At 64.8% G+C, this 15,341-nt stretch carries 17 protein-coding genes and 1 tRNA gene; 6 read left to right on the forward strand and 12 right to left on the reverse strand.

Annotated elements, in window-relative coordinates:
- Nucleotides 1-90: 90 nt before the first annotated feature.
- Genes queF through yaaA form a run of 4 tightly spaced genes read right to left on the reverse strand, consistent with a single transcriptional unit; the run spans nt 91 to nt 3,500 of the window.
- Entirely contained in the window at nt 91-960 is an 870-nt protein-coding gene (queF, locus tag AC1RAA_RS16145) for an NADPH-dependent 7-cyano-7-deazaguanine reductase QueF (RefSeq protein WP_492731900.1), read from the reverse strand.
- Nucleotides 957-1,856 carry an alpha/beta fold hydrolase gene (locus AC1RAA_RS16150; RefSeq protein WP_492731898.1) on the reverse strand — a complete coding sequence of 300 codons (900 nt, stop codon included), beginning with the start codon at nt 1,854-1,856 and terminating at the stop codon, nt 957-959. Before AC1RAA_RS16150 ends, queF begins: the two co-directional genes overlap by 4 nt.
- 19 nt (nt 1,857-1,875) lie before the next feature.
- The gene (locus AC1RAA_RS16155) at nt 1,876-2,718 is read right to left on the reverse strand and encodes a 2OG-Fe(II) oxygenase (protein WP_492731897.1); all 843 of its coding nucleotides are present in this window, start codon (nt 2,716-2,718) and stop codon (nt 1,876-1,878) included.
- A complete protein-coding gene (gene yaaA, locus AC1RAA_RS16160; RefSeq protein WP_354342620.1) occupies nt 2,718-3,500 on the reverse strand; it encodes a peroxide stress protein YaaA in 783 nt (260 codons plus the stop codon). The genes AC1RAA_RS16155 and yaaA overlap by 1 nt, the downstream gene beginning before the upstream one ends.
- 105 nt (nt 3,501-3,605) lie before the next feature.
- Between yaaA and AC1RAA_RS16165 the strand changes: the two genes are divergently transcribed.
- Together AC1RAA_RS16165 and galU are read left to right on the forward strand one after the other, a co-directional pair.
- Nucleotides 3,606-6,476 carry a valine--tRNA ligase gene (locus tag AC1RAA_RS16165; RefSeq protein WP_492731895.1) on the forward strand — a complete coding sequence of 957 codons (2,871 nt, stop codon included), beginning with the start codon at nt 3,606-3,608 and terminating at the stop codon, nt 6,474-6,476.
- 100 nt (nt 6,477-6,576) lie between these two features.
- Entirely contained in the window at nt 6,577-7,470 is an 894-nt protein-coding gene (galU, locus tag AC1RAA_RS16170) for a UTP--glucose-1-phosphate uridylyltransferase GalU (RefSeq protein WP_070062154.1), read from the forward strand.
- 69 nt (nt 7,471-7,539) lie between these two features.
- Here the strand turns inward: galU and AC1RAA_RS16175 are convergent, their stop codons facing one another.
- The 3 genes from AC1RAA_RS16175 to cysM all read right to left on the reverse strand — a co-directional run bounded on the left by AC1RAA_RS16175 (nt 7,540) and on the right by cysM (nt 9,300).
- Nucleotides 7,540-7,767 carry a sulfurtransferase TusA family protein gene (locus AC1RAA_RS16175; RefSeq protein ID WP_056572272.1) on the reverse strand — a complete coding sequence of 76 codons (228 nt, stop codon included), beginning with the start codon at nt 7,765-7,767 and terminating at the stop codon, nt 7,540-7,542.
- Complete coding sequence (locus AC1RAA_RS16180; protein WP_056572274.1) at nt 7,757-8,332, reverse strand: NUDIX domain-containing protein; 576 nt, start codon at nt 8,330-8,332, stop codon at nt 7,757-7,759. Before AC1RAA_RS16180 ends, AC1RAA_RS16175 begins: the two co-directional genes overlap by 11 nt.
- Nucleotides 8,333-8,397: 65 nt before the next feature.
- A complete protein-coding gene (gene cysM, locus AC1RAA_RS16185; RefSeq protein ID WP_062479803.1) occupies nt 8,398-9,300 on the reverse strand; it encodes a cysteine synthase CysM in 903 nt (300 codons plus the stop codon).
- A gap of 41 nt (nt 9,301-9,341) precedes the next feature.
- Here cysM and AC1RAA_RS16190 point away from each other — a divergent pair.
- Nucleotides 9,342-9,426: transfer RNA gene (locus AC1RAA_RS16190), tRNA-Leu, on the forward strand.
- Between the two features lie 179 nt (nt 9,427-9,605).
- Here AC1RAA_RS16190 and AC1RAA_RS16195 read toward each other — a convergent pair.
- Together AC1RAA_RS16195 and AC1RAA_RS16200 are read right to left on the reverse strand one after the other, a co-directional pair.
- Nucleotides 9,606-9,749, reverse strand: a complete 144-nt coding sequence (locus AC1RAA_RS16195; protein WP_492684697.1) for a hypothetical protein — start codon at nt 9,747-9,749, stop codon at nt 9,606-9,608.
- A 68-nt stretch (nt 9,750-9,817) separates the two neighbouring features.
- Entirely contained in the window at nt 9,818-11,350 is a 1,533-nt protein-coding gene (locus tag AC1RAA_RS16200) for a glucosyltransferase domain-containing protein (RefSeq protein WP_492731288.1), read from the reverse strand.
- A 302-nt stretch (nt 11,351-11,652) separates the two neighbouring features.
- Here AC1RAA_RS16200 and AC1RAA_RS16205 point away from each other — a divergent pair, with 302 nt between their 5' ends.
- From AC1RAA_RS16205 to AC1RAA_RS16215, 3 genes are all read left to right on the forward strand, one after another.
- Nucleotides 11,653-12,327, forward strand: a complete 675-nt coding sequence (locus AC1RAA_RS16205; protein ID WP_492731286.1) for a class I SAM-dependent methyltransferase — start codon at nt 11,653-11,655, stop codon at nt 12,325-12,327.
- 209 nt (nt 12,328-12,536) lie between these two features.
- Nucleotides 12,537-12,878: a hypothetical protein gene (locus AC1RAA_RS16210; protein ID WP_492731284.1), complete on the forward strand. Its 342-nt coding sequence runs from the start codon at nt 12,537-12,539 to the stop codon at nt 12,876-12,878.
- Complete coding sequence (locus AC1RAA_RS16215) at nt 12,878-13,153, forward strand: hypothetical protein (RefSeq protein WP_492731282.1); 276 nt, start codon at nt 12,878-12,880, stop codon at nt 13,151-13,153. Before AC1RAA_RS16210 ends, AC1RAA_RS16215 begins: the two co-directional genes overlap by 1 nt.
- A 259-nt stretch (nt 13,154-13,412) precedes the next feature.
- On the opposite strand, the gene AC1RAA_RS16220 is transcribed toward AC1RAA_RS16215, so the two are convergent.
- From AC1RAA_RS16220 to AC1RAA_RS16230, 3 genes are all read right to left on the reverse strand, one after another.
- On the reverse strand, nt 13,413-13,862 hold the full coding sequence (locus AC1RAA_RS16220; RefSeq protein WP_492731280.1) for a hypothetical protein: 450 nt from the start codon (nt 13,860-13,862) through the stop codon (nt 13,413-13,415).
- Nucleotides 13,863-13,947: 85 nt separating this feature from the next.
- Entirely contained in the window at nt 13,948-14,370 is a 423-nt protein-coding gene (locus AC1RAA_RS16225) for a RidA family protein (protein ID WP_492731278.1), read from the reverse strand.
- Nucleotides 14,371-14,383: 13 nt separating this feature from the next.
- Nucleotides 14,384-15,319, reverse strand: coding sequence for an SDR family oxidoreductase (locus AC1RAA_RS16230; protein WP_492731276.1), 936 nt, complete (start codon nt 15,317-15,319; stop codon nt 14,384-14,386).
- Nucleotides 15,320-15,341: the final 22 nt, after the last annotated feature.

Genomic DNA, 15,341 nt, shown 5'->3' on the forward strand with positions numbered 1-15,341 from the left:
TTCAGAATGCCACAGGGGGCGGCCTGCGAGTTCAGGAATTCCGAAGAGGGGCTTAAGCCGCAGCTGCGCGCGACCGCCCGCGGGTGGCCGTTACTGCCGCGCCGTGCGGATGTTCGGCGGCAGCGCCTGCGGCCAGCTCGTGCGGAACGGGTTGATGTCCAGCCCGCCACGCCGCGTGTAGCGCGCGTACACCGCGAGCTTGGTCGGCTGGCACTGGCGCCAGATGTCCGTGAACATGCGTTCGGCGCAGGGCTCGTGGAACTCGTTGTGGTTGCGAAAGCTCACGATGTACGCCAGCAGGCCGGCCTGGTCGATGGGCGGGCCGCTGTAGCGGATCTGCACGCTGCCCCAGTCGGGCTGGCCGGTGACGAGGCAGTTGCTCTTGAGCAGCCGGCTGGTGAGGGTTTCGTTCACGTGCACCTGCGTCGTGTCGCTGCTCAGCAGCTCGGGCGCGGGCTGGTAGTGGGTGCATTCGATGTCGAGGCGGTCGAGGTCCAGGCCGTCGATCTCGTGCACCGGCTCGCGGTCGAAGAGGTCGGGCGTGAGCAGCTTCACGCCGATGCCGGCCGACTGGTCGCTGCCGCGCCATGCGGCTTCGGCGAGGTCGGTGCGCAGGTGCTCGCGCACGGCATCGATGCTGGCGAAGGTGCTGTTGTTGAAGCTGTTGAGGTACAGCTTGAACGACTTGCTCTCGATGATGTTGGGCGTTTCGCAGGGAATGGTGAAGTGCGCGATGGCCACCTGCGGCTTGCCGCGCGGGTTCAGCCAGCTCAGCTCGAAGGCGGTCCAGAGGTCGGCGCCGAAGAAGGGCAAGGCGCCGGCCTGGATGCCCATGGCTTCGCGCTGCGTGGTGCGTGCGATGGGGAACAGCAGGCTCGGGTCGTACTTGTCGGCGTAGGCCGAGGCGCGGCCGAGCTGCGACTGTTCGGGGGTGTTGGGGTTGGCGGGGTCGTGGCTCATGGGGCAGTTCCGGCATCCGCCGCGTGTGCGAACGGAGCGATATGGTGGGCGAGGATTGTGCAGACCTCGGGCGGCAGGTCGTGGCCCATGCCGGGCACGGCGATGAAGGTCGCACCCGGAATGCGCTGCGCCGAATCGCGGCCGCAGGCGATGGGCACGAGCGCGTCGGCGTCGCCGTGCAGCACCAGCGTCGGGCGCTGGATGCGCGCCAACACCTGCGGGCGGTCGTCGTCGGCGCCGATGGCGAGCATCTGGCGCATCAGGCCGGCCGGGTGGTAGGCGCGGCGCATGCTGAAGGTGAGGCGCGTGGCCAGTTGCTCGTCGGTCTGCGGGTAGGCCGGGCTCTGGATGAGCCGCAGCAATTTGATGCTGTGCGCGACCAGCGCGGCCTCGTCGTGGCTGCGCGGGCGCCGCATGAGCATGGCCCCGACCTCGCGGCGCGGGCCCGGCAGGCCGCGCGCGCCGCTGGAGCTCATGATGCTCACGAGGCTGGCGGTGCGTTCGGGCGCGGTGGCGGCGATGCGCTGGGCGATCATGCCGCCCATCGAGGCGCCGACGATGTGGGCCTTCTTGATGCCCAGCGCGTCGAGCACGCCGAGCGAATCGAGCGCCATGTCCTGCAGCGTGTAGGCGCTGCGCACCTTCAGGCCGATGCGGTGGCGGATGGTTTCCCACACGAGGTTGCCGGTGCCCAGGTGATCGAAGCCCTGGCTCAGGCCGATGTCGCGGTTGTCGTGGCGCACCACGCGAAAGCCGGCGTCGACCAGTTGCTGCACGAAGCCGTCGGGCCAGGCGACCAGCTGCATGCCCAGCCCCATGATCAACAGGATGACGGGGCGCCCTTCGCCGCCGGTGTCGTCGACTTCGATCTGCAGGCCGTTGGCGGTGACTTTCATCGGGTCCTTGTTTTTCTTTTTACTTGAACTCGCGTTCGCGCAGCCACTTGGTGGCGACCCATTTCTCGCCCGCGAGCACCGGCGCGCCGCCGTGCAGCGTGCGGGTGGCGGGGTCGGGCCGGTCGTAGCTGAAGAACACGCCGGTGCCGCGCACCGGGGCCACTTCGAGCCCGATGTCGGGGAAGGTGGTGGCGCCGCCCTGCTCGGGCTCCTGCAGGTACATCACGAGCGTGGCCACGCGCTGGCCGCCGCGCTTGAGGATGGTGGGCGTGCCGGGCTCGTGCGGGTCGAAGTAGTCGTAGTGCGGGCGGTACTGCGCGCCGGGCGCGTAACGCAGGATCTGCAGGCCCTCGCCGTACTCGAGCGGCCAGCGCAGCAGCATGGCCAGGCGCTGTTCGAGGCGCGCGACGATCTCGTTCTCGCCGCGCTCGAAGAACATGCCGTCGCTGGTGCGGTCGACGTTGAGCACCTCGCCGCCGGTGCGGGTCTCGACGGTGAGCGAGCGGGCCAGCCGCACGCGCGCGGCGGCGATCAGGCCTTCGCATTCCTCGACCGACAGCAGGTTGCCGAACACCACGACGCGCGGATGCCGCACGGTCTGCAGCACCTGCACGCGGCGGTCGCCGGCGTCGAGGTACAGCGGCGCGCCGTCCAGGTCGGGGCCGGGCATCTCGGTGCGCGCCGGCGCCAGGACCGCCTCGACATCGGGGAAACCGGCCTCCAGCTGGGCCAACGCGAGGTCGGTGGCGGCATCCTGCCAGCCGGCCGCCCGCATCGACATGCGCAACGCGGGCACCGAATGGCCGGCCGCGAGCTGGGCCACCAGCCATTCGCGCAATTCCGGACTGATCGCTTGGGACATCAGACTTTCCTTCTGAACACCAGCCTTTCGGCTGTCGATACCTGGGCGTCGAAACCATAACCCTCGAGATCGAATTTTTCCAGCGCCTTGGGCGTGGCCGCCTGGTGCAGCACGGCCCAGCGCGCCAGCAGGCCGCGGGCGCGCTTGGCGAAGAAGCTCACGATCTTGTACTTGTCGCCCTTCCACTCCTGGAACACGCATTCGACCACGCGGGCCTTGAGCACCTTCTGGTCAACCGACTTGAAGTACTCCTGCGAGGCGACGTTGACGACGACCGGCGTGCGGTCGGCCGCCAGGCGCTCGTTCAGGTGCTCGGCGATGCGCGAGCCCCAGAAGGCGTACAGGTCCTTGCCGTGGCGGTTGGCCAGCGCGGTGCCCATTTCGAGCCGGTAGGGCTGCAGGCGGTCGAGCGGGCGCAGCAGGCCGTACAGGCCGCTGAGGATGCCCACATGGTCCTGCGCCCAGGCGAGCTGGGCGGGCGTGAGGCTGCGGGCGTCGAAACCGCCGTAGACGTCGCCGTCGAAGGCGAAGGCGGCCTGGCGGGCGTTCTTGTCGGTGCTCTTGGACGACCAGGCGGCGTAGCGGGCCACGTTGAGGGCCGAGAGCTTGTCCGACAGGTGCATCAGCTCGGCGATGTCCTGGGGCGACTTCTCGCGCAAGAGCTTGATGAGTTCGACCGAGGGGCCGCGCGGGGCTTCGAAATGGGGCTGGGTGGCGGGGGTTTCGGAGGGGACGGGGGTGTCGTAGTCGAGCGACTTCGCGGGGGAAAGCAGGAACAGCATCAGCTGATTATGTGGGGCTGGGGTTTCCCCGGGCCGCCCCGGTAAAATCCCGGGCAATCCCACCCTGTCACCAACGGCACCCGAGGGTGCCGTTTTGCATTCCCCATGAGCGAACCTACCTCCCAGCCCGGCCTCGAGAGCCTGTCCAAATCGTTCGAACCCGCCGCCATCGAGGCGCACTGGGGCCCGGAATGGGAGCAGCGCGGCTACGCCAAGGCGGGCTTTCGCGGCACGCAGCAGCCCAAGGAAGGCGCCGAGTCGTTCGCGATCCAGCTGCCGCCGCCCAACGTCACGGGCACGCTGCACATGGGCCATGCGTTCAACCAGACGATCATGGACAGCCTCACGCGCTACCACCGCATGAAGGGCGCCAACACGCTGTGGGTGCCGGGCACCGACCACGCGGGCATCGCCACCCAGATCGTGGTGGAGCGCCAGCTGCAGGAGCAGAAGGTCAGCCGCCACGACCTGGGCCGCAAGAACTTCGTGGCGCGCGTGTGGGAGTGGAAGGAAAAGTCGGGCAGCACCATCACCGAGCAGATGCGCCGCATGGGCGACACGGTCGACTGGAGCCGCGAGTACTTCACGATGGACGACGACCTCTCGAAGGTGGTCACGCACACCTTCGTGAAGCTGTATGAAGAAGGCCTGATCTACCGCGGCAAGCGCCTGGGCAACTGGGACCCGGTGCTCAAGACCTCGGTGAGCGACCTGGAAGTCGAGAGCGAGGAAGAAGACGGCTCGCTCTGGCACATCGCCTACCCGCTGGAAGACGGCAGCGGCACGCTCACGGTGGCCACCACGCGCCCCGAGACCATGCTCGGCGACACGGCCGTGATGGTCCACCCCGAAGACGAGCGCTACAAGCACCTGATCGGCCAGCGCGTGAAGCTGCCGCTGGTGGACCGGCTGATTCCCATCATTGCCGACGACTACGTCGACAAGGAATTCGGCACCGGCGTGGTCAAGGTGACGCCTGCGCACGACTACAACGACTATGCCGTGGGCCAGCGTCACAAGCTCGAGGTGATCGGCATCCTGACGCTCGACGCGACCATCAACGACAACGCGCCTGAAAAATACCGCGGCATGGACCGCTTCGTGGCGCGCAAGGCCATCGTGGCCGACCTCGAGGCGCTGGGCCTGCTGGTCGAGGTGAAGAAGCACCGCCTCATGGTGCCGCGCTGCGCGCGCTCGGGCGCCGTGGTCGAGCCGATGCTCACCGACCAGTGGTACGTGGCCATGACGCGCCCCGGCGCCGACGGCCAGTCGATCGCGCAGAAGGCCATCGACGTCGTGAAGTCGGGCGAGGTGCGCTTCGTGCCCGAGAACTGGGTCAACACCTACAACCACTGGATGGAGAACATCCAGGACTGGACCATTTCGCGCCAGCTCTGGTGGGGCCACCAGATTCCCGCCTGGTACGACGAAGACGGCAAGGTGTACGTGGCCGAGACCGAAGCCGAGGCCCAGGCCAAGGCACCGGGCAAGACGCTGACCCGCGACGAAGACGTGCTCGACACCTGGTACTCGTCGGCGCTGGTGCCCTTCTCGTCGCTGGGCTGGCCCGAGAAGACGCAGGACCTGGCGCTGTACCTGCCCTCGACCGTGCTCGTGACGGGCTACGACATCATCTTCTTCTGGGTCGCCCGGATGATCATGATGACCAAGCACTTCATGGGCACTGTGCCGTTCAAGGACGTGTACATCCACGGCCTGGTGCGCGACGCCCAGGGCAAGAAGATGAGCAAGTCGGAAGGCAACGTGCTCGACCCGGTCGACCTGATCGACGGCATCGAGTTGCCCGCGCTGCTCGACAAGCGCACGCAGGGCCTGCGCAAGCCCGAGACCGCACCGGCGGTGCGCAAGAACACGCAGAAGGAATTCCCGGAGGGCATTCCGGCCTTCGGCGCCGATGCGCTGCGCTTCACTTTTGCCTCGCTGGCTTCGCTGGGCCGCAGCATCAACTTCGACTCGAAGCGCTGCGAGGGCTATCGCAACTTCTGCAACAAGCTGTGGAACGCCACGCGCTTCGTGCTGATGAACTGCGAAGGCCAGGACTGCGGCCTGCTGGAGCACACGAAGGAAGACTGCCAAGTCGGCGGCAAGGCGCACGGCTACCTGACGTTCAGCCGCGCCGACTTCTGGATCGTCTCGCAGCTGCAGCGCGTCGAGGCCGAAGTGGCCAAGGGCTTCGAGGAATACCGCCTGGACAACGTGGCCAACGCGATCTACCAGTTCGCCTGGGACGAGTTCTGCGACTGGTACCTCGAGATCGCCAAGGTGCAGATCCAGACCGGCGACGACGCGCAAAAGCGCGCCACGCGCCGCACGCTGATCCGCGTGCTCGAGGCGCTGCTGCGCCTGGCGCACCCGATCATTCCGTTCATCACCGAAGAGCTGTGGCAGAAGGTGTCGAAGGTCGCGGGCCGCGAAGGCGCGTCGATCATGATCGCGGCCTACCCGCAGAGCCAGCCGGAGAAGATCGACGAAGCCGCAGAAGCGCACGTGGCGCGCCTGAAGGCGCTGGTCGACGCCTGCCGCACGCTGCGCGGCGAGATGAACGTGTCGCCCGCCACGCGCCTGCCGCTGTACGCGGTGGCCGACGACGCCGAGGGCGCGGCCTTCCTGCGCGACGCGGCCCCGGTGCTGCAGGCACTGGCCAAGCTCAAGGAAGTGAAGGTGTTCGACGACGAGGCCTCGTGGCAGGCCGCCGCCGAAGCCGCGCCCGTAGCGGTGGTGGGCACGACGCGCCTGTGCCTGCACATGGAGATCGACAAGGCAGCCGAGAAGCTGCGCATCGACAAGGAAATTGCACGCATCGAGGGCGAGATCGCCAAGGTGCACGGCAAGCTCGGCAACGAGGCCTTCGTGGCCAAAGCGCCGCCCGCCGTGATCGAACAGGAGCGCACGCGCCTGGCCGATTTCACCGCCACGCTGGAGCGCCTGCGCGGCCAGCTTGTGCGCCTCGGCTGACAGACGAGGCCAGGGTGGGGGCTTAGGATGCGGATGCGGCTTTGCGCTGCATCCTCTCCCAACCCTCTTCTTTCCTCTTTCAAACGACACTGAACCGCCCATGTCCACTTCTTCCCCGACGCGCATCCGCAAGGCCGTATTCCCTGTTGCAGGCTTCGGCACCCGCTTTCTGCCGGCCACCAAGGCCCAGCCGAAGGAAATGCTGCCAGTCGTCGACAAGCCGCTGATCCAGTACGCCGTCGAAGAAGCCTATGCCGCGGGCATCCGCGACATGATTTTTGTGACCGGGCGCAACAAGCGCGCGATCGAAGACCACTACGACACCGCCTACGAGCTCGAAAGCCAGCTCGAAGCCAGCGGCAAGGACGCACTCCTTGAAATCGCCCGTTCGGTGTCGCCCGACGACATGACCTGCTCGTACGTGCGCCAGCCGCGCATGCTGGGCCTGGGCCACGCCGTGCTGTGCGCCGAGCACCTGGTGGGCAACGAGCCCTTCGCCGTGCTGCTGGCGGACGACCTGATGGTCGGCCCTGTCGGTGGTCAGCCGGTGCTGGCGCAGATGACCGAAGTCTTCGCGCGCCTGGGCGCCTCGGTGCTGGCCGTGCAAGAGGTGCCGCTGGAGCACGTCAAGCGCTACGGCATCGTGGCCGGCGAGAACGTGGAAGACGGCCTCGTGAAGGTCAACCGCATGGTCGAGAAGCCCAAGCCCGAAGATGCGCCCTCGCGCCTGGGCGTGGCCGGCCGCTACATCCTCACGCCCGGCGTGTTCGACGAGATCCGCAACCAGCCCAAGGGCGCGGGCGGCGAGATCCAGCTGACCGACGGCATCGCGGCGCTGATGAAGAAGGAATCGGTCTACGCCTATTCGTACAAGGGCATCCGCTACGACTGCGGCAGCAAGGAAGGCTTCCTGCAGGCGTCGGTGGAGCTGGCGCTGGCGCACCCTGAAGTGGGCGCGCAGTTCCGCGAGTACCTCAAGAGCCTGAAGCTCTGAGGGCGCTGCAAAGCACTGAAAAACAAAAAGGGGCCGCGAGGCCCCTTTTTCTTTTGCCGGTTGCCGACGCTAGCGCCGCTTCAGCACGTGGATGAAGTCGCTGCCCACGGTCTCCTGCGCCACCAGTTCGTTGCCGGTCTGGCGCGCGAAGGCCTGGAAGTCGCGCACCGAACCCGGGTCGGTCGACACCACCTTCAGCAGCTGGCCGCTCGCCATGTCGTTGAGCGATTTCTTCGCCTTCAGGATCGGCAGCGGGCAGTTGAGGCCGCGCGTGTCGATTTCGCGGTCAACTTGCATTGCCAGGCTCCGGCGGCAGGTTCAGGCCGCGACGACGCTCTTCGTTTTCCGCGGCAGTGAAGAACACCGGCTCGTGGCCGCGCGTGCGCAGCCAGTCGGCCAGCGCATAGCCGGTGCCGGCGGGCCAGCACCGCAGGTCGGGCAGGTCGTAGAGGCGGTAGTCCACCAGCTCGGGCGAGAGCTTCACCTCGCCGTCGGCCACCACGTGGTACGCGATGATGATCTGGTTCATGCGCTGGAAGTCGTAGGCCCCGACGAGCTTGGCGGCGCTCACGTCCAGGTTGGTCTCTTCCTTGACCTCGCGCGCGATGCCCTCCTCGGGCGTCTCGCCGGCCTCCATGAAGCCGGTGATGAGCGCAAACATCTTGCCCGGCCAGGCCGCATTGCGCGCCAGCAGCACCTGGCCGCGGTACTCGACGATGGCCGCCAGCACGGGCGTGGGGTTGTTCCAGTGCGTGTGGCCGCAGTTGGGGCAGCGCAGGCGCTCCTTGGGACCGCCGTCTTCCATCAACGCGATCCATTCGAGCGGGGTGGCGCAGGCCTGGCAGAACTTGGGGTGGGGCATGGAAAGTCTCTGTTCTTTTTCGCGGGCGTGCGGCGCCCGGTGGGCGCCGCCGCAGTGTGAAGGGATCAGGCGGGGAAAACGCCCGTCGACAGGTAGCGGTCGCCGCGGTCGCAGACCACGAAGACGATGGTGGCGTTCTCGACCTTCTTCGACACCTCGATGGCCGCCCACAGCGCGCCGGCTGCCGAGATGCCGCCGAAGATGCCCTCTTCGCGCGCCAGGCGCCGGCACATCTCCTCGGCGTCGTCCTGGCTCACGCTGATTTCCTCGTCGACGCGGCTCGGGTCGTAGATCTTCGGCAGGTACTCGACCGGCCACTTGCGGATGCCGGGAATGCGCGAGCCTTCGGCCGGCTGCGCGCCGACGATGCGCACCGCCGGGTTCTTTTCCTTCAGGTAGCGCGAAACGCCGGTGATGGTGCCCGTGGTGCCCATCGCGCTCACGAAGTGCGTGATCTTGCCCTGCGTGTCGGTCCAGATCTCGGGGCCGGTGGTCTCGTAGTGGATGCGCGGGTTGTCGGGGTTGGCGAACTGGTCGAGCACGCGGCCCTTGCCCTGGGCGACCATCTGCTCGGCCAGGTCGCGCGCGTATTCCATGCCGCCGCTCTTGGGCGTGAGCACCAGCTCGGCGCCGAAGGCCTTCATGGTCTGGGCGCGCTCCACCGAGAGGTCCTCCGGCATGATCAGCACCATGCGGTAGCCCTTGATGGCCGCGGCCATCGCCAGCGCGATACCGGTGTTGCCCGAGGTGGCCTCGATCAGCGTGTCGCCGGGCTTGATTTCACCGCGCTCCTCGGCCCGCTTGATCATCGACAGCGCCGGCCGGTCCTTGACCGAACCCGCCGGGTTATTGCCTTCGAGCTTGCCCAGGATCACGTTGCCGCGCTTGGCGTTTTCCGCAGCATGGATGCGTTGCAGGGCAACCAGGGGGGTCTTGCCGATGGCGTCTTCGATCGTCGGATAATTCATGCCAGCCACTGTGCCATAATTTTGGGCTTCCTTCCGGATGTGCCCGGGTGGTGAAATTGGTAGACGCAGGGGACTCAAAATCCCCCACCGAAAGGTGTGCCGGTTCGATTCCGGCCCCGGGCACCATTGTTTCAAGGCCCCAGCCTTGATAAGGGCCGCTGACATTGCATCAGGCGTTCCGCAAGGTGTTCCGCTTTTGCTGCCCACATCCCTGCGCCTCGAACTGCTCGACCGCCGGCCTAAGCCCCATCCTCGCCGGCTCATGCCCTCCCTGTAGAGCCCCCCGCCGATCTTCCCAGCACCGCTCAGTCGTCTTCGGTGAGGTGATCGGCAACCAGCGACATCCAAGCGACCACGTTGGCGATTGCATCATCCAGGCCGGCCTTGCTGCGCTGCATATCAAGCAGGCCAGCGCGCTCCTGAAAGAGCTCAATGATGGGATGAATCATTCACGCGCCGTGCTTGCGGGGGAAAACGGCGCACTCATACCACCCACAGGCAGTAAATCAAACGTCCTCTAGTCGCCTAAACAAACGATCGCGAGACTTCCAATCACCGTGACAGATTCAGCACTTGGCCAAGGGGCGACCTGCTTGCAGACCTGCTCTCCCTGAATCTTTTGCTCGCCGGCTGCAGGCTTGAAGTCGTACCCCGAAATTTCAATAAAAAGCGGTATTTTTGTGTAGCCGGGGTAGAGTGCCGATATGTTTAAGTCCCCTTGGATCGTACTAAGGCGAGCTGGATAAGCCCATTTTCCACCGCTGACGAACACGGTTTTTACTTGATCAAACGCTGGATTCTGTTCGAGGCGATTGACAATGCGATTTACCTTCATTGCATCCCAAGAATTCAAGCGTTGCTGATCAGCGAAGATTTGGTTGTTTTTAAAAATAAACGAGACGGTGAGGACAAGCACAGGGACCGTCAATAATGCAGAAGGGATGCGAGGGAAGCGCTCTCTCAGGAGTGACCAGCCGAGAAGAACGACAAGGCCGATGATCAACGAAACTTGCACCAACACCCTTGGCACAGGCCACCAGTCTCTGAACAGAAGGATGACGCCTGCCGTGAGAGGCAGCAGGGCAACCAGCGCTCCCAGCAAAATCACCCTTCTACCGAGCGAGCCAGGCGCACGGATTCCTTCTACAAGAAGGACAACTAACGATGCCGCCATCATGCAAGCAATGACGAGCTTGGGCCATTGAGCTACCACTGGCTCAGCACGCCAGTAGACCTTTAACAGCAATTCACGAAACTGAGAAACTCGTTCCGAAATCTCATTGAATTGAACAAGTCTTGCGCGCCCTGTTAACTCAATCACGTCAAAGTGCTTAAGCCCTGTCATGATTGCCAAGAAACCAATGGCGGAAGCAATGCAGACTAGCAGCAGTTCAATTGCACGCTGCTGCCCAACAGTAAGAGTGCGTGCAGTGGGCGCAGCAGCATCCTTGGAAAGACTGTCATGCAGAAGAGCAAAAACCAACGCTACAGCCAGATAATTCAGGAATCCTTGATAAATAAATAGCATCGCTATTGTTGCGATGACGGAAATCACGAACCTTGTATATCGTCCCACGCGCGGATTCTGCAGCACCTCCATTGCGATGACGGTAAGCAGCGCGGCAAGACAATAGCCAGGAAGAACCATGCGAAATGTCAGTATTTCCGCAAGATAGGGATGCGCCACCATAAGCGCTGCGGCCATAACGACCCCAGCCCTATTGACAACTCCGACGAAACGAAGAACTGAGATGACCAGTGCTACTTGCAGGGCCAATGCAACCCAAGCGAGTGACCAATAGATGTCGTTAAGGTTTACGCCAAGCGAATCGATAGCAGAGGCGACCGCCACCAATAGGAAGCGACCTTGAGTTTGAATTAGCTCTCGATCAACATCAGAAAATCCCCGCCCGTATGAATAGTCGTCAACTGCAAAGCCGCGAAGAAAAATTCCGCCGCGTGCAATCAGTACAATTCCAAACAAAACAAAAAATAGTCTTATCTGTCCGTCTTCGAAATAGCTCCGAATTCTCTGGAGAATGGTTTTCATCTAAGGCAGTTTTGTAAGACAGCAATCAGACTGTAAAAATGCTATTGCTAGCGACGTGGCGAGGCGCATTCTACTGGGAGGGTTACTTGTTGTTGACGGTTCGTCCTCGACTGACACTCCGGTAGCTGATCCAAGTCATGTCTGCCGCCAGGGTCAGCACGCGCTGCCGTGCACCGCTGGGCGCCTCTACCCACACCCTGCTTTCTGCGTCCAGCAGAGAGCCCAGCACTTGAGACGCCATGCGGGTTTGCGGGGAAAATTCTCAACATGTACCATGCGCGACCCCTTGAAGGAACGGATTAATGGAAAAAGTCGATTTCGACGCACATGCGGATAATTACAACGAACTACTTCGTGAGAGCGTTGGATTTTTTTCCTCAGACGAGGCGTATTTCGCTCGCTACAAAGTCGAGCTTGTCCGTGGCGCCACCAATCTCGAACCGAAGAGAATTCTGGAATATGGATGCGGCATTGGCAGGAACCTTCCATTTTTGAAAGAAGCATTTCCCTCTGCCGTACTTGAAGGGTCAGATGTCGCGCCTAGGAGTTTGGAAATTGCTCGCGAGGAAAATCCTGAAATTTCGTTTTTCCTTGAAGATGGCATATCCATGCAGAGCACCTTTGACATCATCTTCGTGGCGAGTGTTTATCACCACATTCCTCCTCCGCAGCGCGAGTCAGTTACAGCCACGCTCGCATCGCGACTTAATCCAGGCGGAGAGCTATATATTTTTGAGCACAACCCATACAACCCAGTGACGCGTCGCATCGTCAACAACTGTCCCTACGATGCTGATGCTGTACTCCTAAAGCCCAGTGAAACGAAAGCGCTCGTGCGCAGTGCTTCCATGCGCGTGACGGCGGCCTCCTACTGCTTGTTCATCCCTCCCAAGCTCTCGGCTTTGTCATGGATGGAACGTGGACTGGGTTGGCTGCCACTTGGTGGTCAGTACTGGGTCCGTGGCACCCGCCACTAGATCGGCGCCCAAGCGACAAAATCCCCGCCCGGCACGTGGCTTGGGCGGGAAAATCGATTCGGGGTCGTGAGCTATTCGGGCGCCAGCGTCAGCCGGGCCCTGCGCGACCGATAGGCCTCGTTCACCCGGTCGGCGAGGTAGGCGTCGTCATCCGCTTCAGCCTCCGGGTTCGGAAGTAGCCCAGGGGCAACGACGCCACCTGCTGCACGATGGCCGGCACCGGCGCCTGGTGCACCTGGGGCGCTGCCACCACCGTCCCCACGTCGGGCATCTTCGGCGGCTCGCTGCAGGCGGTCGCGCAGATCAGCGACAGTCGCAAGCTTCGTTGCATCGGTCTTCTCCTGGGCCACGTGGGCCTCATCGATTCGTTTCTGCTGGGCCAGCACCGAGGCCTGCAGAGTGCGCAGCGTCGCGGCCGCCTCAGCCTTCTGTGCCGTCACATCGGCAGCCAAGCTGTTGCGCTCGCCGCGCGCGGTATCACGCTCGCGCCGGGCTTCGTCGTGCAGGTGGGTCGCCATGCCGGCGGCGCGCTCTCGGTGCCGACCACCTGATGCTGCTGTCCATGCCAGAGGGTGATCCCGTCGAGCTTCGCAAGCTGAGCTACCAGTGGGACAAGGCCCGGAAGCGGGCTGCCGTGAAGGCCAGCATCGCGAACGACGATGAGGTGGTGCGCCGCATCCGCGAGCTGTACCTGCGCGACGCCCGCAAGCGCGCGGCGCAGAAATCCGAGGACCTGCAATCCGCGTCGAATCCGCTGCAGCACTCCGACATGCGCACGACAGAGCGCCGCTATGGGAGCGTCCGAAAGCTCAAACCGGTAAGCTGAAAAGCGCTCCGCTTTTCTCGCACCTCATTGGGGCGTTTCGCAGGGGAAATGCGGAACATTTCGAGGCGCAAACCCGCATGGATGCTCACTTTCACCCGGGACTCAAAATCCCCCACCGAAAGGTGTGCCGGTTCGATTCCGGCCCCGGGCACCACGAGACGACACCGTCTCACCCCCCACATCAAGAAACCCGCTCGCTTCATTGGCGCAGCGGGTTTTTCTTTGCTTCGGAGCTTTTCAGGCCGGGTAAAGCCCCGCCCTAGCGAAGAGCGTCGGCCAGCTTCACCTGGAGCGACAAGGCGGCCTGGTGCAGCAGCTCAAACTCGTCGTCAGGCAGCGGCACGGCCGTGAAGTTGAAGTGGCACAAGGTGCCGGCGACCGCGCCCGAGGCGTTCAACAACGGAACGCCGTGGTAGCTGATGGTGTAGTCCCGCCCGGGATGCGTGGCGAAGCGCTCGTCCACGCTCGAGTCGTCGGTGCGGAACCATCCATCACGCAGGACAAAGGGACAGATGCTCGCCTCGAAGGGCACGACGGCGATGTTCTCAGGGATCAGCTCGCCTTGCTTGTCGTGCAGGTAGAGGCTCGTGACCAGGTCGGAGCGGATCTTGTAGATCCCGGTGTACCGATGCGGCACGCGCGCGTTCAGGTAGGCGAGGACAGCCTGTGCGCCGTGATCGGCAAGCAACGCTTCAATCGTTTGGGGCATTCGTTTCGTCCGCTTCGCTTCGATCGGTTCGATCTGGAACCTGTCCTGCCATGGTACGCCCGGCCCCTGGGCATCCGCTTCGGTGTCAGCCCGCTTGCGCGGTCTTCAACGCCGCCACCGCGCGAATCTCCACCCGCAGCGCCGGCCGCGCCAGCGCCGCCACACCGAGGATCGTCCACGCCGGAAAATCCTCGGTGATGTAGCGGTCCTTCACCTCGCGAAAGCCCGCCAGCTCGTGCTCGACGTCGACGTGGTAGCTCACGATCTCCACCAGGTCGGCAAAGCCGAGCCCTGCGCTGTCGAGCACCACGCCCAGCCGCCGGAAGGCCCAGTCGGCCTGTTCCGCGGCGCTCTCGGGCACGCTGCCGTCGGCGCGCAGGCCGACCTGCCCCGCCACGAACAGCAGGCCGCCGGCCTTGACGCCGGGCGCGTACTTGAAGGTGTCGAAGACGGCGGTCGAGCCGAAGGTCGGATGGCCGCCGGGGATACGGATGCTCTGTTTGCTCACGGGTTGCGTCCTGTCAGGCGTCTGCCGGCTGCAGGCCGGTGTGCACCGTCGGATGCGCGAGCCGCACGCGCAGCTCGCGCTTGAGCCGCGTGTTGTCGAGCCGGCGCGATTCGCCCATGAAGCTCAGCAGTTGCAGCGGCAGCTGGCGCTCGGCCTCGCCACGCGCCACGCGCGGCGGGCGGGGCATGCCGTAGAGGTCGGCGGCCAGGTCGAAGTAGTCGCCCATGCGCAGCTCGGTGTCGTCAGACGCGTGCACGACGCGCTGGGGCTTGCCGCGGAACAGCGCCGCCACGCAGGCGCGCGCGAGGTCGTCGGCGTGGATGTGGCTGGTGTAGACGTCGTCCTCGCGGCGCAGCACGGGCGTGCCGCGTTCCAGACGGCCGCGCGGCGTGCCGTTCTCGCGGTCGGGCGCGTAGATGCCCGGGATGCGCAGGATGCTGGTGCGCACGCCGGTGCTGCGGCCGAACCAGCGCACGGCGCGCTCGGCATCGACGCGCCGGTGGGAGCGCGGGGTGTCGGGGCGCACGCCGCGCGTTTCGCTCACGCGCGCGCCGCCGCAGTCGCCGTACACGCCGCTGGTGGAGCCATAGACCAGCGCCGAGGGCAGCGAGCGCAGCCGCAGCGCCTGCGCCAGCGACACGGTGCGCTGGTCGCGCCACCAGGCCGCGCCGCCTTCGCGCGCGGGCGGCGCCAGGTGCAGCACGCGGGTGGCGATGCCTGCCAGGCGGCGCAGGGTGGCGCTGTCGTCCAGATTGCCCACCAGCGGCCGGATGCCGGCCGCGCGCAGCGCCGCGACACGGTCGGCCGAGGACGTGAGCGCGACCAGATGCATGCGCCCGCGCAGGTTGCGCGCCACGCGCTGGCCGACATCGCCACAGCCGACGATCAGCAGGCGCTCGCGCCGGAACCGGGCCGGCAGTGCGCCGGAGGGACTATTGATTGAAGGCAAAATCCGGGTTTCCTGTCTCAAT

The sequence above is a fragment of the Variovorax sp. GW823-FHT04F07 genome (assembly GCF_058795995.1).

Excerpts from the sequence above, each read along its gene's own strand:
- queF (WP_492731900.1), bottom strand. The coding sequence starts at position 960 with ATGAGCCACGACCCCGCCAACCCCAACACCCCCGAACAGTCGCAGCTC.
- AC1RAA_RS16150 (WP_492731898.1), bottom strand. The coding sequence starts at position 1,856 with ATGAAAGTCACCGCCAACGGCCTGCAGATCGAAGTCGACGACACCGGC.
- AC1RAA_RS16155 (WP_492731897.1), bottom strand. The coding sequence starts at position 2,718 with ATGTCCCAAGCGATCAGTCCGGAATTGCGCGAATGGCTGGTGGCCCAG.
- yaaA (WP_354342620.1), bottom strand. The coding sequence starts at position 3,500 with ATGCTGTTCCTGCTTTCCCCCGCGAAGTCGCTCGACTACGACACCCCC.
- AC1RAA_RS16165 (WP_492731895.1), top strand. The coding sequence starts at position 3,606 with ATGAGCGAACCTACCTCCCAGCCCGGCCTCGAGAGCCTGTCCAAATCG.
- galU (WP_070062154.1), top strand. The coding sequence starts at position 6,577 with ATGTCCACTTCTTCCCCGACGCGCATCCGCAAGGCCGTATTCCCTGTT.
- AC1RAA_RS16175 (WP_056572272.1), bottom strand. The coding sequence starts at position 7,767 with ATGCAAGTTGACCGCGAAATCGACACGCGCGGCCTCAACTGCCCGCTG.
- AC1RAA_RS16180 (WP_056572274.1), bottom strand. The coding sequence starts at position 8,332 with ATGCCCCACCCCAAGTTCTGCCAGGCCTGCGCCACCCCGCTCGAATGG.
- cysM (WP_062479803.1), bottom strand. The coding sequence starts at position 9,300 with ATGAATTATCCGACGATCGAAGACGCCATCGGCAAGACCCCCCTGGTT.
- AC1RAA_RS16195 (WP_492684697.1), bottom strand. The coding sequence starts at position 9,749 with ATGATTCATCCCATCATTGAGCTCTTTCAGGAGCGCGCTGGCCTGCTT.
- AC1RAA_RS16200 (WP_492731288.1), bottom strand. The coding sequence starts at position 11,350 with ATGAAAACCATTCTCCAGAGAATTCGGAGCTATTTCGAAGACGGACAG.
- AC1RAA_RS16205 (WP_492731286.1), top strand. The coding sequence starts at position 11,653 with ATGGAAAAAGTCGATTTCGACGCACATGCGGATAATTACAACGAACTA.
- AC1RAA_RS16210 (WP_492731284.1), top strand. The coding sequence starts at position 12,537 with ATGGCCGGCACCGGCGCCTGGTGCACCTGGGGCGCTGCCACCACCGTC.
- AC1RAA_RS16215 (WP_492731282.1), top strand. The coding sequence starts at position 12,878 with ATGCTGCTGTCCATGCCAGAGGGTGATCCCGTCGAGCTTCGCAAGCTG.
- AC1RAA_RS16220 (WP_492731280.1), bottom strand. The coding sequence starts at position 13,862 with ATGCCCCAAACGATTGAAGCGTTGCTTGCCGATCACGGCGCACAGGCT.